Genomic DNA, 25,715 nt, shown 5'->3' with positions numbered 1-25,715 from the left:
CGAAAGCTGACTGGCTGGCTCCCGTCGTGGTCAGACTCGCTTCACCACCGGAGACGGTACGCTTATACCAGCGGCCATTGCGGACATACACAATGTCGGTCCGGCCATCACCGTCCATGTCGAAAAACTTGGCAGTATCATTATCACCAGATGGAATACCCAGAGCTGTTTTCGCCATGAATGGCGTGTAAGAGCCGGAGGCGTTGGTGGGCTCTGGTCGGCTCCACTCAAATGAGACCGGCGTGCTGCAATCGGTTTGACTTGTGCCAAGACATGCTTGTATCTGGTCGAGGTAGTTTTGTGGTGTGCCGGAGGTCGCATCTCGGTAGGTTAAATACCAGGTTTTACTCACAGCATCATCTAGTCGCACTTCCACTTTATGTAAGCGCTGGGTCAGAGTGACGGGGCTACCGTAGACAAACCCGTATTTGGGATTGGATACCGATTGATAGACAAAGTGGATTTGTTGATAAGGCAGTTGCCCGTCACTGTGTCCAGCGTAATCAATGCTTTTCAGATACTGCTCTGTGGCGGTAGCCTGGTAGTGGTAACTGATGTAGTTACCCACCGGGTCCTCAATAGCTTTGAGGTTCCACTGGTAAATAACATCAAGATTGTTTTTCAGTGCTGTGCGGTACCCATCATCCCCTTTATTGCCTTGTACATCCGAGAAGTGCTTGCCTGAGACCTCATTCATATCTCCGTAGTAAAAGGTGTCGCCGGATTTGGATTCCACCATGAATGCACCCGGTCCCCCTCCCGGCGCTTGCCCCAGCACGGTCACTATGGACGCATCGTCGACTTCTTTACGGTATTGTGCACCGTCCTGCCCATGGCTGCCGGACACCAGCATCAACCGGCTTCCATCCAAACAGTATCGATCACTGTTGGTGAGCTCTACGCCGTTAAGTAAACCGTCCTGTTCAATAGTTTTGGGGCAGCGACTGATGGCCGATAAGCCAGACAATCCCCAGCCCATCCCCATGATGCTCTCTCCGCCGCCAGAGGTGTAACTGAGTTCAACAGATGGTTGGATACCGCCTCTGGCTGCAGGTGCGTCAATTGGAAGCGTGTAGGTGGCGGCGCCTTGCTCATTGACACGAAAGCTGCCGCTAAGCGGCATGCTGGACTGGGTAGAGGCAAAGGTCGGAAAGGTAAGCAGCGCCAACGATACTGCGGTCAGGCAGCTTTTTTTCATATCAATGTTCCATATTTTTTATTGTTATATAATCAACAGGAACTCATACGCTTGGTTGCCGCCACTCGTCAATTGTTAATGAAATTAATCAAGAGCGAGATCACAATTTCATTGCTCAAAACAAACAAAACCGAATACCAACAATATGCAAACAAGTAAAGTTATGTAAACTTTCCCTAAAGTAGTGGTAGCCCTCCCTTTTTTAGCGTGCTCCGGCATAGACTGAGGCAAAAAATAGAAGTTCGCGACGAAAATGCCACACTACAGTTCATCAAGGTTTTCAAGGCGCCGGAAGCCTTCAGAATTGGCAAAGAGCAATTCAACAATGCAATGACTCGAAATAGATACAGCTATCAAAAATAGAATTTGCACTTTAATACATATTAACGTGCAGAAATCGCGTGCCAATTCAAGTATTTTAGTTATTATAAGCTACAGGTGAGCATATATTACGAAACAACGTAACTACTCACTCAAAACTGCATAAATAGTCACATCGCTAGAAAAGCGATGTCGAAATCTACTTGTATCGCACTTTGCAGCTTCAGCGTTCACGCTAAACACAACATCTCTCAGTAAACTTTTATGCATGTAACTCGGAGCAGAGTTAAATTATACGTTTCTACCTAACATCCTTTATTTATACTATAGTATTAGTGTAAGCGGCTAGATACCGATAGAAATACAAAGAACACAAGTTTTAGGGCAAAGCGTACATTAAATGACACTCAAATTATTCGACTCACCAAAAGCACTCTTGGTTTACAGTCACTATATGTCATAATTTGGTCCACGACCTCAGCATTTTATGTACATAATCCAAAGGTAAGCGTTCCTGCTCAAGCCGTTTATGTACATAATCACCATTACGTAGTGCCCTGAAAAGAGCTAGTTCTGCTACTGTTAATCCAACAGGATCTTTAACTGTGCATTCGTGCTCTGCTACCATCCGTTCTCTATATGTCTCTATAGTTTCTGAATCCATCATAAGGGGTATAATAGTACTCAATTTACTTCTCACATCACTTAAGATGCTTAATCCGTCAGAATCAACATCCCCCCAATAGCCGACTCGTTTTTTGGCGAGCCAATTTGCCTTCATCCATGAAACGTTCTTGCCTCCTCCCGACACAGCGATCGTGTCAGGAATACTATCGAGAGACAGGCACGACTGCTCATTCTCAATCACAAGAATATTTTTAGCAGGCAACTCGAAGTCCAATAATGTTTCAGAGGACATTCGTAACAATGGCAGTCCTCCTAGGGCATCTGCTGCGTTTTTACACAATGGCTTTACTAATAACCAATCTTTTGGCTTATCTCTGCAATCCAGCCAACTCAATAGGCCCATTTCCTTTGCAGAGCAATCAATGATGGCTGCGGTAACTGACTCAATAAGCTTCAGATTCTTCTCTATGAATTTTGTATCGACAAATATGACAGGAAGCGCCCTTAAATAACTTCCGCGCCCCATGCCCTTGTGAAGCTGGGGAATGAGTTTAACCAGCAATTCCAACTCTAATTTACTAAAGCCGGATAAGATTTCCAGATTCGCAATCAGTGTGGAGAACAATTCACGTTCATAGGTTGACCTGATTGGGTAGACAGTGCGTTTAGCAAGTTCGGTGGAGAGCGAATCAAAGATAGATGAAATTCTGGAGTGCCAGTCTTTAAGCTGCTGCTCTTCAACATCACCAAGCATTCGACCAAGCGAACTGATATCAGGTATTGTCAAATAGGTTGGAACCTGCTGCTCAGAAATCGATCTAAACATTACCCTTTCCCAACGGACGTTGACTTGTATAGACTCATATTCAGGTTGTTCACAGAACGACTTCCAGGAATCCACAAACTCCTGGAAATGACTGATATTATTCAGGGCTGCATTGCCTTTTGGTGGCTTCAGAGATATCTGTATCGGAAACCCTGTATTACCAATAAGTAAGCTCTTTAACGTCTTCGTATTATTCCAATACTTAGTCCGCAGTACTTCAACGGCATCTTGCTGGAGAAGCCCCCATGCTGGTCTACTTTTTGTTTCAGGCATCGTTGGGCTCAACTTCTGTGTTTTCCAGCTCCATCAACTCGATTTCACCCACTATTTCCTTTAACTGGGCTGATTGCTTCTGCTGGGCCATGCGCTGATCTATTTCCTCCCATGTGACTTCGCACAAATGACTTTCATGGCGCGCCGGATCACGCTCAGCAATGAGCAGCGATCGGGCAGACTCCCTTGCCAGGTTGAGGTTTTTATAGGGTGTAATCAAATTAACGTGTATATGTAATTCCTTGAAGACTCGAAGAACTCGACGACTTACTGCTTCGGCGGTATTAGAAAACGCCTCATCCAGAAACACCGTGCAGTAAATGGGCCTGTCGTATCCATCCGGTGTCAATACATAAGCGAGACTGGCAGCGACAATAGTGCCAGCAAATGACTCTTTCTCACCACCAGACTTTCCACTGCTTGATTCGAGCACATCTCGAATTTCAAGCGTCTGCGAGTCAATCTCTTCAGCAAAAAATGACATTTGGTAACGCGGGTCCAGAAGCCTCTTGCTCTCTTCATTGGTAGATGTGCCCGACGCACTCGCCTTATCAAGAATATCAACCACGTCAGACAAGAGCCTGAATCGAGCTTCATGATCATCGCTCGTTGCTTGGCTCAGTGCGCTTCTGACCTTTCGCTCAAAGTCCAACACATGTGGATATTTTTCACGCTTGGAACCCAGCCTTAAATGGCTTCCTTGTTTAAATTCAGTGCGTTTTAAAACACGGTTGATCGTATCTATTCTTTCTAAAATATCTTCTCTTTCAGATTCAAGCTTTGTCTTGATGCGAGCCAATGATTGAGTGGCATGCTTGTTCAAACGCTCTTTAAACTGATCAATTAGCTCCGGAAGCCCTTCCGTCTCAATATAGGTATAGTGCTCCAGATAATATTGAAGCCCTTCCAGCCCTGTAGGCCAGTCAACTGTGATAGGTTGCCATTTATCCTTTCCTCGAAACGACCCCATTATCCCGTTTGCGACATTCTCAGCTGTGCTCTTAGCGGAACGTATCTTGTCTAATTCGCCATCAATCGCTTTTTCAAAATCCGCTTGTCGATGGGCATCCTCTAACCGGATCTTGTCCACCCTGGATTGAAGCAATTGCCTGACTTCATCGGTCATTCCAGCTGCGGCTAGCTGCTGAAATTTGTCCAGCTGTTCTTGAGCATGGGATTTATCGTTCCCTAGCGACCCTTTTTTCGTTAAAAGCTGGCCCTTGCAATCCTGAATTTTTTGTAGATGGTCTTTAGCGGCATCCCATCGGCTTCTGGCCACTTCAAGATCGCCGCCTGATTTTTCCAGTGCATTCAAATCAGCTTTGACAGTTTCCAAGCGCCTTTGCCAGTATGGTGCATTGATCTGTTCCCATGTATATGCGCTCAGGCGTTCCCAGAGTTTCTCCTGAACAGAAATCTTCTGGAGTTCATCTAGTGATTTTCTATCCCTCTCTTTTAGCTCAGCACACACTTGCTCCAGTTCATTCTTGTCATTGTGAAGAATGGCTAACCGTGATTTATTGGAAAAGCCAAGGTACCAGTCTCTCCTGTTGTCAATTCTGGTCTGGTCCTTTTTCTCAAACCGCCCTTTTTCCTTATGCACCAAACCCTCTTTGGTCATGGAAAAAGGAGTAGCATCCAATTCGTCTGTTCCGGCAACACACTGTAAGTCATATTTGCTCAGGTGTTTTTTTAGCCAATCCCGATAGGCGTGCTCTTTCCAGACAAGCTTGCGAAGAAACCCTTTTTCAGAGAATTCCACGTAGTCACTTTGAATTCCCAAAACAACCTGGACACGAACATGCAAACCCGTATGCCGAACATTTAACCAACGCGTCACCATGGAATAGCTTCTTTGGGGTACTAGCAACGTCAGCTTTAGCCCTCCCAGAGCACGCTCAATCGCACCTTGCCAAGATCTCTCTTCCTCCTTTACATCCAAAAGCTCGCCGATAAAAACCAAGTCATCCGCTGGCAGGCTCAACGAATCGACGATTTGATCTCGCAGTTTCTGATAGTCTTTATGAATATTAGAATTGGGTCTCGCTTCTATTTCTCGAATGTCATTTTCAATTTCTTTGACAGCGTTTTCATTCCTACTCAGCTCGGCACGAACTTCTGCAAAGGATTCCAGCCCCTGATTTTTTAACTGTTCTAAGTTTTCAGCTTGCCCATCGGCCAATGTTTTATTAGCGAGAAAGGCTGACTCAGTAAGATCTGTACTTAATCCAAGGTTTTGGCAATCGCGCTGATAGTTTGATGATTGCCGTATAACGCCTTCGAGGCTTTCCTGAGCATGCTTGATATCCTTCTTAAGTGACTCAACTTTATCGCCTCCGACATTAAGATACTCTTCATGCCTCTTCTCCAGGGATAACTGGGCATCAGTTTCGTCAATTTCTACGCTACGAATTTCCCTTGATATTGAATCCAGCGCTTTGCCTATGTCTTCTAGCTTTTCTGCCCAAAGAATTGAAAGCGCCTCACCAAAGTAGGTCGACAGGTTACTTTTTTCCAGCAGGAGTGAATCCAGTGACTTAGTGGCCTTTGCGAGGGACTCGGCCAGCTCAGGCAACCTGCTTAAATGACTGTGCTGCTCTTTCGCATCAATCAGCTGTTCATGTATTGCCACAAGGTCGGCGAATTCCTCAACAGCATTTCTCGCATCCTCTTTTACACCACTAGGTTCGAGCACTAACTCACGAATTAGCTTGGTCAGATCATCAACCTTCTTTAGACCAAGCGCTCGCGACAACAATGCAGGGGCGTTCTTGTTGTCCATATAAAGATGCTTTCGATATAGCTCCTGATAATCTGAGAAATTACTGTCGCAATCTGTTATGGCAGGATCATCCCGTAACCACTGTTTGAGTTGCCTCGTATTACCTTCACCAAAAGCATCGAGAAGCTCCTTAAGTTGAAGACTTCGCTTGGCGACAAGATATACACGCTTGACTTCACCCAGTGTATTTGTTGCGCTTGTAGTCCAGAAAAGCGCCGCCAAAGTGATAGAAGAACCATCGTCGGCTCGATAAAGCGCCCTCAGGCCGGTAACAACGCCTTTTTCCCTTTTACTTTTTACACGTGTTGAAGCGCCATCATGAGCCGAACCGAAGCTTCCGCGCATATAAGACAGGAGAGAGCGGTCGGAGCGATCACCTTGCGCTGCAGCGACATTAAATGTTGCTTTACCTGCCGGTAGAAGAAGAGCCATCAACCCGTCAATAAAAGTCGATTTTCCAGCACCATTGTCTCCCGTTACCAATGTTCCTTCTGGGTCAATAGCCGCAGTATGTAACCCATGAAAAGACCCCCAGTTGAACACTGACAGTTCAGACAACCTTATTTGCCCCTGAGAAAACAAATCATTTATGGATATTGAGTTACCGATTCCATTGGTAGAAGGCTGAGCGGCGTTTTCGAATAAATCAGTAGTCATTTCTGATCGCTCCCCGCATGATCCGTTTCGTTGAGTTGCTCTTGGGCGAGCACAGTGTATTCAGCCAACATTGTCTCTAAAAAACAGGCATTCACTACATAACGAATGATGGGAGTGATTTCGTATCTATCTTCTTCGCCTCTGATCGTCGACAGGACTTTCCGCTTAACCATCTCTTTTACTCGAATCAGTAGCTTTTTTCGATCTTTTGACCCATGATCGGTTATTGGTAGGAAGGGAGTCAGATAGGATTCTAAGCGTTCGATATCAATGGTGATTTTTTGCTCTCCCGCCGACTCTCGATCCTGATAATGCTTTCTTAATACAAGTAGTATCAATGTATCAAACAAGGAAAGGGTACGCTTCGGGATCAAGGTGGCTGACTCGTCAGCATCTGTCACTTCATCTTCCAGTCCATCATTTTCAACATTGCAAACTTGCTCTGAGGCAATACTGGCAGCAAATGCCACGCCAGACTTCTGATCAAGTACTAGCTGGAGGTAAACTTCAGATAGATGCTTACGTATTGCTAATTCATAACGACAAAGCTGTTCAAATAGTTTCGGTTTTTGTGATGCCATAACGGAACCCTGCCGCATCAGATGAACCAAAACTCGCCGGGCATCATGTGGCATATCTGAATCACTGGATCTGACGTTCTCCGTTATTAGCCCTAGCCCGTCACTTTCCACTGGCTGATCTTCGAAGTCTCCATTCGGAGCTTTTGAAGTTTGATCATCTGAAGTATGGGAGTCACCCACTAGCACGCTGTTGCCTTCATCACTATCGGCATGTAGCTCTTGATCGGATTTACCTGTCACCATCGAGAAGAAGCTATTGGGTGGCGTGTCGTTCATCATTGGCTTTTCCTTGGCTACCCGCTAGAGGGCAAGCTCATCAATATCTTCTGGAAATAATTCGGCAGTTAATAGATAGGTGGGGATAGACGCCTTCAGCGTAACACCCTGCTTATCAACCACGATCACGTCCTCTTTTTCATCTAACATGGTCGCATCTACCGCTTTTGCTACTCGCAAATACGCAACCAGCTCTTCCAGCCCTGAAGTCAACGGGTTTTCGTCAGCCAGCCTGGCAATCGACATCGGACCACGTTCTCTAAGGGTATTAAGAACCTGATAGGCCACCTGCCTCACCTGAACGGCATCGAGACAGTCAAGCACGTACGCACTTGGCTCTCTTCTATTGGCGTTTTCTTCAACGCCGGATGTATCGAGCTTGTCGTCCGGGCTTCTCAATTTCATCGATGCAGGGGATTTGATCTCTATAGGGCCTACAGGAAGACTAAGCCCCGTTTCCGTTGTCAAATCCAAGCCTTCATCACGCAACAATAAGGCTTGTCTCTCCAGCTTTGAAAGCAACCGATCAACCGCCTGATTTTCGGCTGCGGCGCCGCTTTCTATATAGGAACGCAGGCCTTCTTCAGTGCGCCGCCTGACACGAAAGACTCTTTCGCTCTCGCGGCTCAACTCACGCATCAGGTGACTCAGAAACTGATGTTGACTACCGGATAACTGCTGACCTACCGGTCTACTCAGAATGCTACGGAGCTGCTCACGAAACTCCATCGAGCGATTTTGATCACACAGCAACTGAAAAAAGCCTTCAAACGCACTTCCTGCGTCAGTAGTGGAAAGCAAAGCTTCTCTTTCCATTACGGAAAGCAAAACATCTCCACGAGAAATATCACCTTCAATAATCTGAACCCTAAGCTCTTTATCTAAAACTCTGATTTCATCCTCTACACGACGAAAATCACCCGTCAGTACAGACGCCAGTTGATAGATCTCTCGGATGCGCTCTCTTTGTTCGGACTCACTTAGAACTGGGACAATCCCTGCTTGGAGTGCCTCAATTTCACGTTGAATTTCTGTCTTTTTGCTTTCAAGTAAAGTTACCCTTTCATCAATGTTAGGGCTAATAGCAACCGCTAAATCACGAACAGCTTCTTGAACGATACGCAAATGTGAGGCAGTGGTACCTGAATTGCGTTCATCGAGTCCTTTACAGAATCTAAGCGCTATTTCACTAGCGTCTGTTTTAGTCAGAGAATCATCCATTTCTCTCAACCAACCATTCTTAATCCATTGATTCAGATAGGTGGTTGCGGACGTCTCGGTTGGCCAAATGCCAAGCTCACGGCTGCGTTCAATCTCAGCATCCAACAAAATTCGGGCTCGACCATACGGAACTTCACTTTCTTCCGAAAAGAGATCCGCAATGAACGCAAGGATATAAGGAGCATTATCGGCCCTTAACATCCTCCAAGCTGCGCTCTCGGCAAATAGCCGCCGGTACTTGGCTTGCAAACCTTGGAAGTTCACTCCTTTCCCCCTACGAATATCTGTAGTGCCCAACGAATTCTGGACAATTAAAATAAGCCGATTCTCTTAAACTCAGTACATTTGGGGAGATTTGGTCCCAAGCTCATTAACGTTTCTTATTGGATTGCGACAACACTGAAGCTGCCAAAGATTTGGTTACATCATTGTATTTATCGCTTTGCAAGACAGCCGATGCGACGCTCTCCATTTCGGCACCGGTCTGGTGTGAAGTGCCTGCTTGACTCAGTACAGAGCCTGCCAAGGTTTTCTGAATTTGAGAAGAACCACTGTCCGTCAAAATAGACGAAGCCAATGATGCCATCTGAGATGAACTTTGCTTTTTGTTAGTCATAATTGACTCCTTTTTCACGGTTAAACATCAAGCCACATGCTTGAATTCGGTTTCAACGACGGACGGTATTTCATCCACGTGATGAGGTATCTGTACGCACCAGGGATATCTCACTGGTTGATAACGTTCATATTGATAGACTGAAACGCTGGGCAGGTTCCGCTTGTCGTAGGACTGTCCAAATCTGAAGGCCACGCTATTTTGTGAAGCAAGCACCAAATGTATGTGTTCTACCCCCTGACCTAACAGCGTTTTGCAATATTCTAAGAATTCCCCACTCAGCCGATTTTGCTTTTCTTTCGACCAGTGGTTGTTTCTGTCAAGGGTTGGTAGTGAGAGATAGTGAACAGGTAGCTGGTTAAAAACCGAGACAATAGCCTGTCTATCAACTGGATATGACACCGACAGTGCGAGCACAATAGATTTGCCTGAAAACGATGATGGTTCGATGATGAACTGCTCACCGTCATCAACTCCATACAACTCTCGCCAGCCCCCTTTATCTCGGTCCCAGTCATATACTGTGATTTGGCTTTCATCGTCTAGTAAGTAGCCGGTATAAAAAGTAAATGGAACTGGGAATACTCCACCATAGGCGATTGAAATATCGGATGCGGCGAACTGAGCAGTCTTCTCAGCAAGACTCATCTTCAAGTTATTAACCTTGGCTAACGCCAGATTAGGTTTAGTTATCACGTTATCGTTAATCCGTTCCCGGATATCATTTACAATCGAATCGACATGCCAAGAGCATTTGCTTTTCACATGCTCCCTCAATGGCGAATCCGACGTATCTACTAAACCTCTTTGCTCAATAACAAGGGTCTTCTTTTGGTCGTTCCGCTTCCATTCGTCTCTATAGCGTTGGTATTCCCACACCGCGCCCCAAACTGTCATCACGATCCCAACAGCAAAGCCAATATTGAGAATGAATTGTGGCGTGCTTGAAGACTGATAATCTAACACTAGTGTTTTTTCAGCATCTGTAAACATAAAAGATACGGCCCAACTCCCGACCAACGTTACAGATAACAAGCTGACCCCAGCCCTAAAAACTATCAGTGCTGATGAACGCTTTCTAAACAACCAGTCTGCCGCCTTTTCAATAAAATAACTGACAGCTTTTTTCATCTTCCGCTCTCTTCAATAACACTATGTTCAACCCCACCGCCATCCCATTCACCACTGGAAAGCCAAAACTCAAAGTACAGTAACCACATTGAAGCCCACGGCAGGATTGTGTTTGCCAAAAACATGGTCGGTTGCCATTCGCTGACTTTGCTTTTTTGTTTGACTACAGGTAAATAGAGACAGAGTTGAGTACCCCTTATACCTGTTTGATTCTGGTAAACATGGGGGATTACCCGGCCTTCGGCCAAAGCTGGTAAATCAGGGTCTCTAACGATGCAGACCGGTGGATGACTGAGGGTATACCGAATAACCACCCGGTACTCCCTAGAAAATGGCGTGGGCTGTAGCGTGCCTTCCCATTGCACAGTCTTGTCATTGTTGGAAATCACGACTGTTCCTGGGCAAAACTGCTTTAAAGCCAGATATTGGTCGCGTATGCCTATCTCTGGCTGTTCTAATCGTCTTAAAAACGATTTATCAGTCGCCATAGAACTGGTTCCTCTTAACCGGCACAACAGGGCTAACAACCCGCGAAGCGGAATGCGCCTTCCCGGCGATTGCTGCTGTTATAGCTCCCGTGCCCAGCGCAACACTCAAGTTGCCACTGTTTCTATTTGCATTAACCGCATTAATGATTCTGTCTTTGGCGGCAAGTACGGGCTTTTCTCCGAATGCACCAGAGAATGCAGTGAAAACGTTATCTATACCTCGGCTACTTTCACTCGCTAAACTTTCAAAGGTATCTACTGCTGCCTGGTGCCAAGCGTAAAATGCAGTGCGGTATTTTTGCCCCTCTTGTCTTTCAACCCTATTCCACTTTTCAGCGTAGTTTTCCGGTCTCATCGTGGGATTTGTTATAAGGATCTCATCAAGATTACCCTCAATATGCATTGGCATCAGCTCGATCACATCCAGTATCAAATCAAACTCGTTGTCATAATCTTTTCCTGAATTTACAACCTCTACATAAGCTAAACAGGCCAACATCGTGATTATCACAGAGATTGGTCTGAAATCAGCATGAACATTCCCGTCCAGTTGAGACCAAACATCTCGGTGGCGTTTCAAAATTTGGGTAATCCGATTGAGCGGCTTCTTCTTTGTCTGATCAGGTAATTCTGTAATGGATTTGTTAGTCAAAATATCTAAAAATACGTGTGATCTACGTATTTTCGGCAACATGGAGCAGGCTCTATCAAACCCCTGAGCCATCCCTTCTGGGTTGGACTCTTTAAAGCCTGTTTGCTTATCAACAACCCACAAAGGATGGCCCTGCAATCCGCTAATGTCATACGCCTTGGCCGGCGTGATGTCTAAGTGGTAGTCGCCCTTGTAGTTGATCCGAAGACCTCTGGGCAGATCTTCCACAAGGTCTTTATATATTTCGTTGTCCAGCAGATGTTGTTTAACCACCCTGACAATTTCGTCTCGTGTCGAAAAGCTCGCATGTGGCAAATACAGAATAAGATCTACATCGAACTCTTCCTGGGATAGTGGCTTGTTTGTCGTTCGCAACCGCATGGATCCCTGAGGGTATATCTGTGCCTCTTTCAGTAACGGATGGTTGCAACTCGCCAGATAGTTACCCACAGCGTTATAAGCCGTCTCAATGCGGTCTCGCTGGGTTTTAGTCAGGTCGAGATTGTCAAACACTGAGTCCAGCATCTCCACCAACATGTTTTTTTTTTTGCTCGCTTAGAGCTCGGGCATTAGCAAATAACTCGACCAACATCTACCTCATTCAACTATTTAGACTGCCAGGAAATCCATTTTTGGTTAGATCCTCACCTACTGCTCGGTGGAGTAAGTTGACATACCTATCAACTTCTACTCTAAAAACTTACACAACCAACCACATATAGATAAGTCACACCCAATCAAGCACAATATATGGTGTTTGATTATTTTTAGAACAGCACCACGTATGATATTTAGATCTGCCACATTGATCAAGTGCTTGTTGGCGATCTTTTTTTAGTACATGATAAGTAGGCAGCGAGACTGATAGTTCCAAATGTGTAACGGATGAAAATATGAGCAATCAATACAGTTACTTAGAGCTTCTGGAGAAGACCAAAAGCACTTCTAAAGCAGATCGTTTAGCCTTTATTGATTTTCTATTAATGTTTAAAGGAGGTTTAAATCGGAGTGATTTGACTGACTTTTTTGGCATCAAGGAAGCATCAGCATCAGCAGCCATCTCTGACTACAAGAAGCACCGGCAAGGCAATGTTACATACGAGCATCGGGAAGGTAAGAATGTAATTAAACTAGATACATTCAATCCACTTCTTACCTATAGTGCCGAAAGCGCTCTTAGCATGCTGGCCAATGGGTTCAATAAAGGTAAAGTGGATAGCCAAAGATTAATACCGTACGAAAGAGTTGCCTTATTGCCTAAAAAGCTAGATGTCGAGGTTGTATCAAAAGTGACTAGAGCAATAACCAATAAAACAGCCATTGATTGTGAGTACTTTTCGAGAACCATTGGCACCCAAATAAAAAGACGTCTATTCCCAACGGCGATTTTTTATGATGGCATTTCATGGATGTTTAGAGCATATAGTTCAGGGGATAAGTTTAATGATGACGGATTCAAGTCATTCAATTTCTCTAGATTGAAAAGTGTTATTGAAACTACCAACATATTTGCATCTCCGACACAACGCTTTGAAAGTGACAAAGAATGGCATATGTCCATACCTGTCGTACTTAAAGTGCATCCATCAATTGAAGGAAGCCAGAAAGAGGCTCTACTTTATGAATTTGATATGGACAGGGACACTGAACAATTAACCATTAGCGTAAAGGCGGTGCTCTTTTATTATTTAGTTGAACAGTGGAAAATTGACACCAGAAGAGTAAAAGAAGTGAGTAAGATGGCTCATTACGATAACAAATACAACTTCATATTAATTAATCGTACCACGATGGAAAGTTATAAGTGCATGGAGAATGTGTTAAAGTGAAAGCTTGTACTTTTAGCTTTCAACACAACGCTGAAGGAAATCATACTGATAAACTCCCTCCTTGACCTATAGAACATAAAAATTGGATACCATTACCAAAAACAACTTATAAACTAGACTTTTTAACCCCAAGCTTCACTTTTGGAGTTTTTCTCTTAGAATTTATTTTACGTGCTTTTTTATCATTAATTTCATCCGATGCGAGAACAAGTTCAGCAAATTCAAGTTTAGCTATTTCAAATTCATTTATATATGAATTGAATTCATCGTTATTAACAAAAGAATCACGAAACAATTCATCAAAGCTATTATATCCCGCTACTGACATAACCCTCCTCAAGTACTCTTCTGTAGATTTACCTATAGAAATCCTAGTTCTTTTGCTCTCATACTCATTATCCCTAAGCTTCCGAAGATAGTTCGCCCATTGAGCTTTATCAACATCGTGTATACATTCAAGGAATTTTTTAAAATCGCTGTTCCTTATCTTGTTATCACTTCCAATAAACTTCGAAATAACAGCCCATTTCTTAACTGATATTGACAATCGAAGTAGGTCAAGATTCTTATTAAATTCGTAAATTGAACGTTCCCTATTCTTTGGCATTTTCAAAACCCTCATCCTATTACGCTGACTTAATAAATCAATAAGCTATTTGCATAAAATGCATTAAGCGTCGGGACGTCGATTAAAGTCAATAGACAAACACTCCATTGCACACAACCCCATATCGACGTCCCGTCGATATGGCTGATTACACCATACCATCGGGACGACGTTAAATGCAATCAAACACATCACTTTTCAACACCTATGATGTCAACATAAAGCCTTGTCTAATAAGAGTAATGTAGAACACAAGTGAACACGCAGTAGAGAGTTAAATGTGTTGTTCAACAGTGCAGAAGCTAGCTTACACGCATGATTGGTGCTCGTCGTTGCATAAGAGAGTCAGACTTGGGATAGGCAGCGCAGAAGCTTTTGCTTTGAAATCTGTAAAGAGAACTCCGAAGAGAGTAGCAGGAAGAAATTCTTACGAATGGAAACCTGTAAATCACTCTACGCCGACGCATGTTGCGTGGTGACAAACTAAGGAGTTTTGTATGAACAAAAGTAAGCACACTCAGAAAAAAAATCGTAGCAAGATCAATTCTAAGACATCTAAAAAAACGAAAAAATTTGCAGACAACAAAACCAAAAAGCATTTTAAAAACAAGTTGGCAGCTACTGAGACTAAAAAAAAAGGTGAGTCAAAATCACTTCAACCAGGTGCATCAACAGCATTACCGTTCAGCAACAGTATTAATTCTGCTGTCAATCAAGTCTCTGTCGAGCTCGATAAGTTTGTTGGCGTCATTCACTGCTCATATGAACTAGTTAAAGAAGAGTGCATTCAGAACATTAAGCATATTGCAAACTTCTTTAAAAAGGACCAAGACTTGAACATCGAGCTACTAAGAAGAAGCAAGTCATATCAGTACTCCATCAAATTGCCGTTATTCCAGTCAATAAGTTGGAACCGTCCTCTGCACGGTTTACCGCACCTCTATATTGAAGTTTCTCCTTTTAATGAAAGCCGTCCATTTATCAGATTTGAGTTAAAAGGTTTTTCCCCAACAAAACGCGAATTCTATGCAATAGGATTATGGCTTCGAAAAATCATTGGATCCCAGGCCGAACGGATCTTGCTTGCTAATAATATTAAAATCACGGCTGTAGATATTGCGATAGATTTTCCTATAGACATTACTCAGATTGCGGTTAACCTTAAACATGCGCATCGCTCAGGAGTGTATTTGGATATCGAATCCAGCGGTCGAGTTGGTACGTTCTACATAGGGAAAAAGAAATCTAAGTTACGAGTCGTGATCTATGATCGTGTTGCAAATTGCAAAGCAAAAAAATTACCACACTCTCGGGAAATGGAGACTAGAGTTGAAATACAGCTAAAGCCAAATTGTTCACTCGAAAAATTGAATAGTGAACTTCTAGATGGTCGTTTTCTTGAACGTATCGAGGTTTATGATCTCAATGAAATCCACGCATTAGATTATATCCACCCTCACACGCTTTGTGTCATCAACATGCTCGGGTTAAAAGCCGCATTTCAGTCTCTACCTAAAGATGAGCGTCGTCGTTATCGCAAAACTTTTGAGTCATGTCGCATTGATATATTTCCTAATGATAACGTCCTTAGTGAAACTAATAAAAGACTTAAAAAAGCTAAAGCTCTAGTCCTCGGACCGGATGAAAAAGATTACAATCATGATGCCGCCAAGGAAGTTCGTAAATACTTCAAGGATAAATATAAGTAGACAATTTGGGGGGCTCTGCCCCCCTTTTTTCGCTCTAAACCGTGTCAAAAATATCGGCTGAAACACCACATCTTCAGTGATACCATATTTAAATAGCGATTTATCGCTATCCCTTCTATTTCAATCATCTCTATACATTGTCCAAACATAACCTTACTGGAGTTATTTCTATGACTACAGCGAACCCGTATACGTTGTATTTAAGCAGACTTGCGCCAAATAGCAGACGTTCTATCGAATCTCAGATGCGCAGCATCGGACGGCTAATGGACTGGCCTGACGCAGCAATTGGCATTCGACTGAGTAACATCGACTATCAAACTGCGATGCAAATACGAGCTTTGCTAATACACGAAGATTGGTCAGCTCGCTCAGTTAACCGTGCGATGACAGCGATTAAGAGCATCGTCAAAGTCGCAGCGCTAATGGGTAAAGCAGATATGCAGCAAGTAACGCACATATCGAGCATCCAAAATATGAAACATGGTGCCCATCAAGGCACCCCTCTCACTGTCGGCCAAGTCAATGAACTGTTCGATGAACTCGGTAGGCATAAAAGCATTTATGGCATCAGAATGCAGGCTATCTTTGCGCTGTTCTTAGGGACAGGTCTTCGACGTAGTGAATTGGCAGCTCTCACCATGGAAGATTACGACAGCACCAAATCCGCCATTACAGTCGTCGCAGGTAAAGGAAACAAGAGCCGAGTGTTGTTCTTACCCCTATGGGTCGATAAACATCTTTGTCAGTGGTTACAACAGCGAACACTTAAGCCAGGCAAACTCATTTGCAAATGCAGCATCACTGGAATGTTGGATCATTCACGCCCGGTCAGCAGTCACACACTATATCGGTTAGTTAGAGACAACTTGGATGCCATTGGTGTGTCAGGTGCCTCGCCCCATGATTTACGTCGCACCTTTATAACGCGTTTGCTTGAACAGAATATCGATATTAACACCGTTCGTCAGATGGCCGGACATGCAGACATCAGCACAACAACCATTTATGACAAGCGCGGGGACGCCTTCATGCGAGAAGCGGCGGCTGCCCTTAATTACGGTCCAAACAACACAACACGCAATAGAGGTTGAAGATGCTAAAGCGAGCAAAATCACCACAGCGATGGCGTGCTCATCATTGCCACTATCTCGCCTCTCGCTATGCCGATGCATTGATATGCTCAACTTACAATGACGAAGAAGGTATATCTTCAGCAGTGCTTTCATCCATAACAGGTGAGCATATAGCTCCATTTCAGCGGGTTAGATTTGAGGAAGCACTACTCAAACTGCCAAGTAAGGATCGCGCCCCCCTTACCAGCAAAATCGTTCGCCACAATGCGAAGTTTCTTTGCCAGCTGTTTGGCCTCCTGCCCCAGATGCAGCCAGTGATTGAGTTTCTAATACTATTGAACGCAAACGCGGGTCTGCTTGGCCTTACCGCCTCCCTTATAGACGATGATATTGGTGTGCTAGAACGCATGCTCCAACAAAAGGCCTTGCTGGACATTGAGGTAATCCAAGGACAACTATCAGTCTTCAAGAAGTATCAAATGATTGATGAGACAACCATGGATGATCCTCATGGCTTATTGTTTCCCCCCTCTCTGGTATCGCTATTGGTGACGAGAAGGCTGACAAGTGCGGTCGAATTTCTTGCCCCCATTTTGAATAGAAGCGCCGAAGCCCAATTCAACCTCTCTCAGTTTGGGCACGTAAACACTGCACTTCTTGCTAACTACCTTACAACCATCACAAAAGGGCCAACAACAGGAGTCAACATACTGCTATACGGCAAGGCTGGAACCGGTAAAACTGAGCTGGCTAGAACACTTGCCAAAACCGTTAACCGGTGCCTCCTCGAAGTCAAAAGTGATCCCGTTTTCGACAACCGATATCGGAGTACTCATAGGACAGAAATGGCGACAACCTTGCGCCTTGCGCATCTGAACTTGCTGCAGGGGCTACTCGCTGGCGGCAATGATAGTCTGTTACTGGTGGACGAATGCGAAGCGTTATTTGCCCAAGTTGATGAGCAATACTCCAAAGAACGGTTAATGCACACGCTAGAGCAAAACCAAGTCCCAGCGATTTGGATTACCAACCATGTGGACTTACTGGAGCCGAGTTTTATTCGCCGCTTTAAGCTAGTAATGGAGGTGCCAGTCCCAGATGAACCTTTTGCCTATGCACTTTGCCAGCAGCTACTGTCACCGTTAAGAGTATCTAAAGATTTCCGCTTGGCACTGGCAGCAAAGACCAACATCACACCTGCGATTGTCGGCAATGCCGTCCACGTCGCCATGACGCTTAAGGTTAAAGGCGCGAAAGCAGAAACACTTTTAGATGAAGTCATTGGTACAACGCTAGACGCTTGCGGTGAAGAAGGTTCCTTACCGAAGTATCAAGGAGAACTGCCATTTGATAACAACATGCTGAATTTCAAACTTGCAAAGGATGGTACTGATACCAACAACATTCTGAAATCTATCAATCATGCGATTGAACAAGCCCTGCCAGTGAGAGTGATACTCAGCGGCCCTCCTGGCACAGGTAAAACCGCTTGGGTACACCATTTAGCTGAATCCCACGGTTATGAACTCCTGCATATCAAATGTTCTGATGTGTTGAGCAAATATGTCGGGGAAAGTGAACAGAACATCGCGAGACTCTTCAATGAAGCAAGCAAACAGCAAAAGCTAATCCTTATCGACGAAGTCGATAGCTTGCTGAGCAAGCGAGATCGTGCGAATGCACTCCATGAGATACAGCTCGTAAATGAATTATTGTCACAGCTAGAGTGCAACACCGTACCTGTATTTGCCGCAACCAATGCATTGGCAAATATTGATAGTGCTGTCATGAGGCGATTCGACTTTAAGTTGGTATGTGATTATCTGACTATTGCGCAACGTCAAAACCTATTCAGACAAACTTTTGGCATTAAGCGCCTCACCAACGAAGAAATTACAACTCTCAGCACCCTGAATCAGCTAACACCCGGTGATTTTGCCATCTTGGCAAGACGCCAACGTTTTGAACCTAAGCGCGACCACCGTGCTATTGCTCTCGCACTGCTTTCCGCTGAGAACGACAGGAAACAAGTGCAACCTCGCATCGGATTTATCCGCTAAACACCAAAAGGAAATATGCCATGACAACTGTATTGAGTTCTCTCAAGGTTATCGCTCGCCCAGAAATTACACCTAAGCCTCCCGTGTTAGGTAAACGAATGAAGCTTTTGGACAAGCTAGAACAACAACTTTCGCTGGCCGAGTGCATGATTGAAGGTCGTGAGTTTGAAGCCTACAAAGAACGTTCGGTCAGAGACCCCGAAACAGGCGATCGCAAGAAAGTTCGCCGTAGCTACACCGTTCGACCTTGGTTCTACGACAATGACGGTCACTATTACTTAGAGATCCGAATCAGCAATAAAGCTGTCGAGTTGCAAAAGGGCTGTGCAGCTATCGATGTGGGTGAAAAGTCTAAACTACCAGCGGTGATAAGGTTGGTTATTGAAGCAGTTGAAAAAGGCGAACTGGACGCTCAGCTACTTGCCCCTGTTCCGCCTAGTAGCAAACAAGGTAACGGTGACATTAAGGCTACGAAATCCACCGCCGAGAAACCGACGGGTAAACCAAGTAAGTAACTAGCGACGCAGGGCATTTAAAAGGCTGGAAGCAGAGGAGAAAGAAATGATGTTTGCAGAATTTAGATACAAAAAAACCGACTAAACGTCGGCTTATTATCTCTAGAAGAGATGGTACCAGAGGTCGGACTCGAACCGACACGCTTTTAAGGGCGGGGGATTTTGAATCCCCTGTGTCTACCAATTTCACCACTCTGGCACATATTGTGTTCCATAAAAACTTTGCAAATCTTTGCAAGCTTTATGGCAGCTAACCATACACAGTTAACTCTTTTAATTCAATGCTTTAAGAGACTTTACCGATATGACGCAGCGAATTTTGAATCCCCTGTGTATACCAATTTCACCACTCTGGCATCATATTGTCTTTCGCAATCACTGTGTCACCGCGAATGACAGGCATTATACATAGCCTATCGCCAATGACAAGCCTCTGTTTTCATAGATTGATGCGAGTGAGCATTTTTACACCAAAGTGCCGTTATTGCCACCCATCTGGCGTTAAGTGCCAAACGGGAGCTTGGTCTAGATCACACAACAAGCAACATCAACAGCACAAATGCGCAACCTTTGATCAAGATCATAAACAATTAGCCATAAGTAATTTAGGCTGAGACTAATTAAGGATGATGGAGGAAAGTGATATGGCTTTTTGGTTAGATTTGATGTTTGGAAACCCCGTGGGCTTACTGTCGATGATAGTGATCTTTTCCACCTTAGGTATTATTAGTTACCTTGGATGGATGTTCGTCAAAAAGTCTGCCGATCCCACCGCCTAATCAGCGACTTCTGCCATTGAACACTCAAGCGTCTCGGGCACTTGAGTGTTAATGCTGCCACCAGCTTACGCTGCATGCTTACGGTTTTGTACCAACTGCCCCATAAAGGCTGGACGGGTTCGCAGCAAGAGTTGCATTTCTTCTGGATTGGGCTCGCCTGCCGGTAAGCGTAAAATCTTTCGATTTAAATAACTGCGAGCTTTAGTTGCGATACGGTAATCAGCAGTAGGCCCATGAATAGCGTAATGATGTTCATTACCGACATTTTGCAACACACCGCTCGCCGCCAAGGCTTTAACCGCCATATCATTCATGGGTAAGGTCAGCACCGTACTGCCCTGCAAAAAGAATTCTCGTAATAAAGCACGTTCGGCTAAATCTAACACGGCCACTTTCTGCTCTATGGTTTCACTCAAGCGCTTGTCTTTTAAAAATGCGATCGCTTCATCCATTAAAAAGCTGACCACTTGGCTAACAAAATACGCCGCCGCTATCAGCATCACTAAGCCAATAAAATGGTCATAGGCGGCAACCACATCGGCCAGCCTTAGCCATTCGAGCAAGGAAACTGGCATGATTAGCAAGGCAAAAGACGCCAACAACAGCCACAACATCACAGTCACCATATTCGTGTGTAATCCTTTATTTTTAAATGATTTAAAAGTAATTTTTTGCATTGCCTGTTTCCGCCGTCAGAGAATTGACTTACCTCAACATTCAATGATTTAAAGCAAATAAAATGCCAAGTTCAAAATTAATTCACACTAATCCCGTCAGCAGAGCCGCCGCTGCGCGACTATGATTAGAGAATCGACTGAGGTGAGGGAGAACCTAAACGAGCTATGCGGACTTTTTTGCGGCAATTTGTGCAGCCTAATCAAGATAAACGCTTGTGGCTAGCCATTACCTTGGCCTGTGTCATTTTGGTGTTGTTGATTTCAAGCCTGCAACTGTCCGTGGTGTATCATGAGCATCAACAACATCAACAGCAGCAATTCGAGCAACTGAGTCAGCACATTGCCGCGCAATTTGCCAAGCGCACTCACCAACATACCCCGGTGCAAATTGAAGAGACATTGGCATTGATCACCGCCCTTCCTCAGGTCAATGCAGCAAGCTTACGCATCCAGCAACAGCATTATCAGGCTGGGGCCGTCAATGCCACTGAGCCGGTGATCACCCAGACTATCGCCGCCATCGATGGCGAACTCAGTTTGCAAGTGATTGCGGCCGATAATCAACAGGCGTTCTGGCACTTAACCCTACTGACCTTGCTGCTGAGTAGTCTGCAGACCTTGTTGGTTGGCATCATCGCCTTATATCTATTGTGGCACTTTGTAAGTCGCCATTTACACCAACTCAGCGACTATTGCGATCAATTAATCAATGATGACAAGGTGCCGGCATTGGTGTTTACCGATGTCAGCCCAAATTCAGATCTTAATAAGGTGGCAGCAGCAATTAATCAGACTCAACACCACTTACGCCAATCGTACTCTGAACTATTAGAGTCTAAACAAACCCTTGAGAATGTACTCAAAGAGCGCAACCGCTTATTGCAAAATGAATGGGCTTATAAAGAAGAGTTAAGCAAACAAATCAAAGAACAAACCAAAGAAGTTGAACAATCCTTATTACTCTTGAGTCACACTCAACGCATCATGGTTGAACAGGAAAAAATGGCGGCATTAAGCGGATTAGTGTCTGGCGTTGCCCACGAAATCAATACGCCGATTGGAATTTGTTTAACTGCCGCCAGCAGCCAACAGCAATCGCTAGAGCAAATTGAAGAACTGCTCCCCTTACCGACCACGAGCTTAGAAGATATCATTGATAGGCTCAATGAATGCAATCAAGCCAGCGCCTTGATCATTAATAACGTCAATAAAGCCAGCGATCTTATTCAGCGTTTCAAAACTGTGGCCGCGCAACAATGCCAAGATGCCGAACACAGTATGAATTTGTGGCAATTGGTTGAGGAGCTCCAGCAGCATCAGGCGAATCTATTTGGGCAATACCCTGCCGAGGTCACCCTCGATATCGATCCCTCATTACACATCACGACCGATCAACAATTACTCAGCCAAATATTGAGTAATTTGCTCACTAATACCTATTGCCATGCCTTTACTGAAGATGGCGACAACGCGTTACGCTTAAGTGCCAGCACGAACGATGGCAAGGTCCTGATCAGCGTTGAAGATAATGGCCCTGGGGTCGCTGATGACGAAATTGCCAAAATATTTGAACCCTTTTATACCACCCGTCGCAGCGCCGGCAATACCGGATTAGGGTTATCGGCCGCGTTTAATGCGGCCACCCAATTGCAAGGTCAACTCGAGTACAGCACCAGCCAGCAATTAGGCGGCGCCTGCCTCACGTTAACCATACCGCTGGAATATTATTATTCAGGGGATATTGAGTTTTTTGATCAAGACTCTGCGTAATCGGACTATTTGGCCGCCAACTTTTTCAACACTCGACTCACGGCCACGAAGGCAAAACTGCCGGTGACCACAGTCACCGCACCAAAGCCTGAACTGCAATCCATGCGCATGCTTCCACCTTGCTCTGGTTTGCTATGGCAAACTTGGCCATCTTGGCTTGGATAGGTCAAGTGTTCGGTGGAAAACACCGCATCAATGCCAAATTTACGATCGACATTTTTGCTGAAATGATATTCCCGCCGCAGAATATTTCGCACCTTAGCTAACAGGGGATCTTGGATTGTACGCGCCAGATCAACAATCTGGATCTGGGTAGGATCGGTTTGCCCCCCCGCGCCACCGATAGTAATCAGCTTAATTTTATTGCGTTTACACCAGGCAATCAGTGCCGCTTTCGGCTTAACGGCATCGATACAATCCACCACATAATCTGGCTTAGGGCCATCGGTAGGTAGGTAATGGCCTAAATTATCGGCAGTTAAAAAATCTTCAATCTGACGCACCTGGCATTCTGGATTGATCGCAAGAATACGCTCAGCCATCACTTCCACTTTTGACTGCCCGACCGTCGACGCTAACGCATGAATTTGACGATTGGTGTTGGTCACACAAATATCATCGAGATCCATCAGGCTTATCTGGCCAATCCCACTGCGCGCTAACGCTTCGGCAACCCAGGTACCAACGCCTCCGATACCAATTACCAGTACTTGGCTCGCCGCAAAGCGTTCCAGCGCATTGGCACCATACAAACGGCCGATCCCACCAAAACGATTGATGTAGCCAGTAGACAAGGACATGTGTTTCACCTGTGGATTAAGATTGCTAACTCAATGACTAGCTTACTATATACGATACAACGCAGCGTCAACTGCGCAAAATGAAGGCGGCATTTTAGCAGAGCTCGCCCGTAGCACCAAACCATCACACCCGCCCTTGATGATGCCGCCAACCTCGATACAGGCTGATACACCTAGTCAAGCATTGAGTAAATTAGGTAAATATTTACTGAGCCAATGTTTTGGTAGAGTAAAAGCTTGCGTGATATAACACCACCCCATCAATGAAGGTGATTTATCTCACACAATTCAGCCATGAATTTCGGCAGACTCCCGCGCACTATATACGCGTCGGTATCGGCAGCTCGCCCATCCGATTGAATAACAAAAAACCTCAAGGTTTTTCGGGAGTAAATAATGAAACGTCACTTGATTGCATCTTCTGTCATTGCCGCGCTGACCGCTTTAGCTTCAACCTCAGCATTGGCCGCTGAACCTAATTTCTATGGCCGTTTAGACTTAGCCACCACTCATTCAGACACAGGTTTTACCACTCAAAACAAAAAAAGTGGCACAGTGCTGGAAAACAACTTTTCCTACTTAGGTGTGAAAGGCAGTGAATCTATCGCTAACGGTCTAGATATCGTATATCAAATGGAGTTTCAGGTTGAAAACACCGGTCTTGAAGGTAATAAAACTCCCTTTAAAGCCCGCAACACCTTCTTGGGTTTAAAAACTACCCACGGTACCGTGTTAATTGGTCGCAGTGACCCAGTATTCAAGCAGTCAGAAGGCAATGTTGATATGTTTGGTAACACCAATGCCGACATCGACCGCTTAATCGCTGGTCAGGGTCGTGTGGCCGATGGCATTTGGTACTATTCCCCAAAATTTGCTGATTTAGTCACCTTTGATGCCACCTATTTGATGGCTGACAACTATAACACCAGCAAAGCCCAATACGCCTTAGGCGCGACCTTGGGTGACAAAGGGTTTAAAGCACAAAACTATTATGTTGCTGCCGCTTATATGGATGGCATCGAAAACATCGAAGCCTACCGTGTTGTTGGCCAAGTAAAATGCAATGACTTCAAATTTGGTGGTGTATTCCAACATACCGAAAGCCAAACCTATGCCAACCTCGAAGGTAATACCTACTTCGTGAACGCTGCCTACTACCTCAATGGCGTTAATCTGAAAGTTCAGTTTGGCCAAGATGACAGTGGCTTAGGTGGCTATATTAAAAACTTAGTAGCAGCCGAAACTAGCACCAGCACAGACAGCAAAGCCTTCTTTGAAGCGATCACCGATGTTAGCCTGACCAACATCAGCGTGGGCGCCGATTATCGCGTGGCTAAATCGACCTTAGTCTACGGTCAATTTGCTCATTACTCAGGTGAGCTGAGTCAATCTAGCCTGAAAACTGATTTAGACGACAGCGTCTTATCTGTGGGCGTACGTTACGACTTCTAACAAAGTGTGAGCAAAGTCACAAAAAGCGACTTGGTGTCGCTTTTTTTATGAATACAACAAAACGTTAGCTTACCAACCAATACACCGCATAAACACTAGATTAAAATATCGCGCGAATAAAAACTAAACAGCCAAAAAAACTTCAAAATGATTAACTTTAGTTCAACTTTGAGCGCAGATAACAAAAACTTTGAACTAAACCACAATTTTACCAAATCAAAACTGTGAGAATAGTGGGCAAATTGTTACCGCCTAGGATGTCGGCAGCAGTTAAGGATACAAAATAACTAACAAACCTATGGATGTTTAGGGAGCAATACATGAAGCACAATGTTATTTCCGCCACGATCGCCTCTCTGCTGGCACTGTCATCGGCATCAGCCATGGCCGAAGGTCCAAATTTCTACGGACGTCTAGATTTATCTGTGACCAATTCAGATACCGGTGCGACCACACAGAATGGTAAAGAAGGCACGGTATTAGAAAATAATTTCTCATTATTAGGTGTTAAAGGCAGCGAACAGCTAACCGACGGTATCGATGTTATCTATCAGATGGAATTTCAAGTAGAAAACACCACCGTTGAAGGCGGCAACAATCCATTTAAAGCTCGCAATACATTCTTAGGTTTAAAAACCGATTACGGTACTGCCTTAGTCGGTTATAACGGCGTTGTTGATCAAATAGTTCACGTAACGTACTGATCTAATGACACTTACTCTAATTACTCAACTCGGTAACTAACAGGCATACCTAGTCTTATGACTTTGTTCATTGCCTTGACGTTAGCTA

At 44.6% G+C, this 25,715-nt stretch carries 20 protein-coding genes, 1 tRNA gene and 1 pseudogene; 9 read left to right on the top strand and 13 right to left on the bottom strand.

From position 1 onward, the window contains the following. The 9 genes from KU855_RS15360 to KU855_RS15320 all read right to left on the bottom strand — a co-directional run. On the bottom strand, positions 1–1,198 hold a 1,198-nt coding region (locus KU855_RS15360), incomplete at its 3' end, for a SpvB/TcaC N-terminal domain-containing protein (protein ID WP_218531195.1). 778 nt (positions 1,199–1,976) lie between these two features. Beyond that, the gene (locus tag KU855_RS15355) at positions 1,977–3,245 is read right to left on the bottom strand and encodes a Wadjet anti-phage system protein JetD domain-containing protein (RefSeq protein WP_218531193.1); all 1,269 of its coding nucleotides are present in this window, start codon (positions 3,243–3,245) and stop codon (positions 1,977–1,979) included. Next, positions 3,238–6,684: an ATP-binding protein gene (locus tag KU855_RS15350; RefSeq protein ID WP_218531191.1), complete on the bottom strand. Its 3,447-nt coding sequence runs from the start codon at positions 6,682–6,684 to the stop codon at positions 3,238–3,240. Before KU855_RS15350 ends, KU855_RS15355 begins: the two co-directional genes overlap by 8 nt. Continuing rightward, positions 6,681–7,544, bottom strand: coding sequence for a DUF4194 domain-containing protein (locus KU855_RS15345; protein ID WP_218531189.1), 864 nt, complete (start codon positions 7,542–7,544; stop codon positions 6,681–6,683). Before KU855_RS15345 ends, KU855_RS15350 begins: the two co-directional genes overlap by 4 nt. A 21-nt stretch (positions 7,545–7,565) precedes the next feature. Beyond that, positions 7,566–9,026: a DUF3375 domain-containing protein gene (locus KU855_RS15340; RefSeq protein WP_371316373.1), complete on the bottom strand. Its 1,461-nt coding sequence runs from the start codon at positions 9,024–9,026 to the stop codon at positions 7,566–7,568. 106 nt (positions 9,027–9,132) lie between these two features. Further along, positions 9,133–9,378 (bottom strand): hypothetical protein, encoded by a 246-nt coding sequence (locus KU855_RS15335; RefSeq protein WP_256261062.1) that lies wholly within the window; start codon positions 9,376–9,378, stop codon positions 9,133–9,135. A gap of 27 nt (positions 9,379–9,405) precedes the next feature. Beyond that, positions 9,406–10,509: an SAVED domain-containing protein gene (locus tag KU855_RS15330; RefSeq protein WP_218531186.1), complete on the bottom strand. Its 1,104-nt coding sequence runs from the start codon at positions 10,507–10,509 to the stop codon at positions 9,406–9,408. Further along, positions 10,506–10,997, bottom strand: coding sequence for a hypothetical protein (locus tag KU855_RS15325; protein ID WP_218531184.1), 492 nt, complete (start codon positions 10,995–10,997; stop codon positions 10,506–10,508). The genes KU855_RS15330 and KU855_RS15325 overlap by 4 nt, the downstream gene beginning before the upstream one ends. Next, a complete protein-coding gene (locus tag KU855_RS15320; protein ID WP_256261061.1) occupies positions 10,987–12,186 on the bottom strand; it encodes a nucleotidyltransferase in 1,200 nt (399 codons plus the stop codon). Before KU855_RS15320 ends, KU855_RS15325 begins: the two co-directional genes overlap by 11 nt. Before the next feature lie 356 nt (positions 12,187–12,542). Between KU855_RS15320 and KU855_RS15315 the strand changes: the two genes are divergently transcribed. Next, positions 12,543–13,478, top strand: a complete 936-nt coding sequence (locus KU855_RS15315; protein WP_218531182.1) for a WYL domain-containing protein — start codon at positions 12,543–12,545, stop codon at positions 13,476–13,478. Between the two features lie 106 nt (positions 13,479–13,584). Here the strand turns inward: KU855_RS15315 and KU855_RS15310 are convergent, their stop codons facing one another. Further along, positions 13,585–14,091: a hypothetical protein gene (locus KU855_RS15310; RefSeq protein WP_218531180.1), complete on the bottom strand. Its 507-nt coding sequence runs from the start codon at positions 14,089–14,091 to the stop codon at positions 13,585–13,587. 491 nt (positions 14,092–14,582) lie between these two features. On the opposite strand from KU855_RS15310, the gene KU855_RS15305 reads away from it, so the two are divergent. From KU855_RS15305 to KU855_RS15290, 4 genes are all read left to right on the top strand, one after another. Beyond that, positions 14,583–15,794 carry a replication initiation factor domain-containing protein gene (locus KU855_RS15305; RefSeq protein ID WP_218531178.1) on the top strand — a complete coding sequence of 404 codons (1,212 nt, stop codon included), beginning with the start codon at positions 14,583–14,585 and terminating at the stop codon, positions 15,792–15,794. Between the two features lie 170 nt (positions 15,795–15,964). Next, complete coding sequence (locus KU855_RS15300) at positions 15,965–16,888, top strand: tyrosine-type recombinase/integrase (protein WP_218531176.1); 924 nt, start codon at positions 15,965–15,967, stop codon at positions 16,886–16,888. 2 nt (positions 16,889–16,890) lie between these two features. Then, complete coding sequence (locus KU855_RS15295; protein ID WP_218531174.1) at positions 16,891–18,930, top strand: AAA family ATPase; 2,040 nt, start codon at positions 16,891–16,893, stop codon at positions 18,928–18,930. Positions 18,931–18,950: 20 nt separating this feature from the next. Continuing rightward, entirely contained in the window at positions 18,951–19,445 is a 495-nt protein-coding gene (locus tag KU855_RS15290; protein ID WP_218531172.1) for a DUF6641 family protein, read from the top strand. A 112-nt stretch (positions 19,446–19,557) separates the two neighbouring features. Here KU855_RS15290 and KU855_RS15285 read toward each other — a convergent pair. Beyond that, positions 19,558–19,644 (bottom strand) — tRNA-Leu (locus KU855_RS15285). A gap of 445 nt (positions 19,645–20,089) precedes the next feature. Between KU855_RS15285 and KU855_RS15280 the strand changes: the two genes are divergently transcribed. Beyond that, a complete protein-coding gene (locus KU855_RS15280) occupies positions 20,090–20,224 on the top strand; it encodes a DUF3149 domain-containing protein (protein WP_218531170.1) in 135 nt (44 codons plus the stop codon). Between the two features lie 65 nt (positions 20,225–20,289). Here the strand turns inward: KU855_RS15280 and KU855_RS15275 are convergent, their stop codons facing one another. After that, on the bottom strand, positions 20,290–20,901 hold the full coding sequence (locus tag KU855_RS15275) for a superinfection exclusion B family protein (protein ID WP_218531167.1): 612 nt from the start codon (positions 20,899–20,901) through the stop codon (positions 20,290–20,292). 165 nt (positions 20,902–21,066) lie between these two features. Here KU855_RS15275 and KU855_RS15270 point away from each other — a divergent pair, with 165 nt between their 5' ends. After that, positions 21,067–22,671: a sensor histidine kinase gene (locus KU855_RS15270; RefSeq protein WP_218531166.1), complete on the top strand. Its 1,605-nt coding sequence runs from the start codon at positions 21,067–21,069 to the stop codon at positions 22,669–22,671. 5 nt (positions 22,672–22,676) lie between these two features. Here the strand turns inward: KU855_RS15270 and tcdA are convergent, their stop codons facing one another. Next, positions 22,677–23,471, bottom strand: a complete 795-nt coding sequence (gene tcdA / locus KU855_RS15265) for a tRNA cyclic N6-threonylcarbamoyladenosine(37) synthase TcdA (RefSeq protein ID WP_371316372.1) — start codon at positions 23,469–23,471, stop codon at positions 22,677–22,679. 396 nt (positions 23,472–23,867) lie between these two features. Here tcdA and KU855_RS15260 point away from each other — a divergent pair, with 396 nt between their 5' ends. Beyond that, positions 23,868–24,923, top strand: coding sequence for a porin (locus KU855_RS15260; protein ID WP_218531164.1), 1,056 nt, complete (start codon positions 23,868–23,870; stop codon positions 24,921–24,923). Between the two features lie 320 nt (positions 24,924–25,243). Then, positions 25,244–25,600: pseudogene (locus KU855_RS15255) on the top strand (porin); the annotation flags it as partial. Positions 25,601–25,715: the final 115 nt, after the last annotated feature.

The organism is Shewanella sp. NIFS-20-20, from assembly GCF_019209865.1.
Lineage (GTDB): Bacteria > Pseudomonadota > Gammaproteobacteria > Enterobacterales > Shewanellaceae > Shewanella.
This window is presented reverse-complemented; position numbering and strand designations above follow the sequence as displayed.

Bases quoted from the DNA above. Each gene is read 5' to 3' on its own strand.
- KU855_RS15355 (WP_218531193.1), bottom strand. From the start codon at position 3,245: ATGCCTGAAACAAAAAGTAGACCAGCATGGGGGCTTCTCCAGCAAGAT.
- KU855_RS15350 (WP_218531191.1), bottom strand. From the start codon at position 6,684: ATGACTACTGATTTATTCGAAAACGCCGCTCAGCCTTCTACCAATGGA.
- KU855_RS15345 (WP_218531189.1), bottom strand. From the start codon at position 7,544: ATGATGAACGACACGCCACCCAATAGCTTCTTCTCGATGGTGACAGGT.
- KU855_RS15335 (WP_256261062.1), bottom strand. From the start codon at position 9,378: ATGACTAACAAAAAGCAAAGTTCATCTCAGATGGCATCATTGGCTTCG.
- KU855_RS15330 (WP_218531186.1), bottom strand. From the start codon at position 10,509: ATGAAAAAAGCTGTCAGTTATTTTATTGAAAAGGCGGCAGACTGGTTG.
- KU855_RS15325 (WP_218531184.1), bottom strand. From the start codon at position 10,997: ATGGCGACTGATAAATCGTTTTTAAGACGATTAGAACAGCCAGAGATA.
- KU855_RS15320 (WP_256261061.1), bottom strand. From the start codon at position 12,186: ATGTTGGTGGAGATGCTGGACTCAGTGTTTGACAATCTCGACCTGACT.
- KU855_RS15315 (WP_218531182.1), top strand. From the start codon at position 12,543: ATGAGCAATCAATACAGTTACTTAGAGCTTCTGGAGAAGACCAAAAGC.
- KU855_RS15305 (WP_218531178.1), top strand. From the start codon at position 14,583: ATGAACAAAAGTAAGCACACTCAGAAAAAAAATCGTAGCAAGATCAAT.
- KU855_RS15300 (WP_218531176.1), top strand. From the start codon at position 15,965: ATGACTACAGCGAACCCGTATACGTTGTATTTAAGCAGACTTGCGCCA.
- KU855_RS15295 (WP_218531174.1), top strand. From the start codon at position 16,891: ATGCTAAAGCGAGCAAAATCACCACAGCGATGGCGTGCTCATCATTGC.
- KU855_RS15290 (WP_218531172.1), top strand. From the start codon at position 18,951: ATGACAACTGTATTGAGTTCTCTCAAGGTTATCGCTCGCCCAGAAATT.
- KU855_RS15280 (WP_218531170.1), top strand. From the start codon at position 20,090: ATGGCTTTTTGGTTAGATTTGATGTTTGGAAACCCCGTGGGCTTACTG.
- KU855_RS15275 (WP_218531167.1), bottom strand. From the start codon at position 20,901: ATGCAAAAAATTACTTTTAAATCATTTAAAAATAAAGGATTACACACG.
- KU855_RS15270 (WP_218531166.1), top strand. From the start codon at position 21,067: ATGCGGACTTTTTTGCGGCAATTTGTGCAGCCTAATCAAGATAAACGC.
- tcdA (WP_371316372.1), bottom strand. From the start codon at position 23,471: ATGTCCTTGTCTACTGGCTACATCAATCGTTTTGGTGGGATCGGCCGT.
- KU855_RS15260 (WP_218531164.1), top strand. From the start codon at position 23,868: ATGAAACGTCACTTGATTGCATCTTCTGTCATTGCCGCGCTGACCGCT.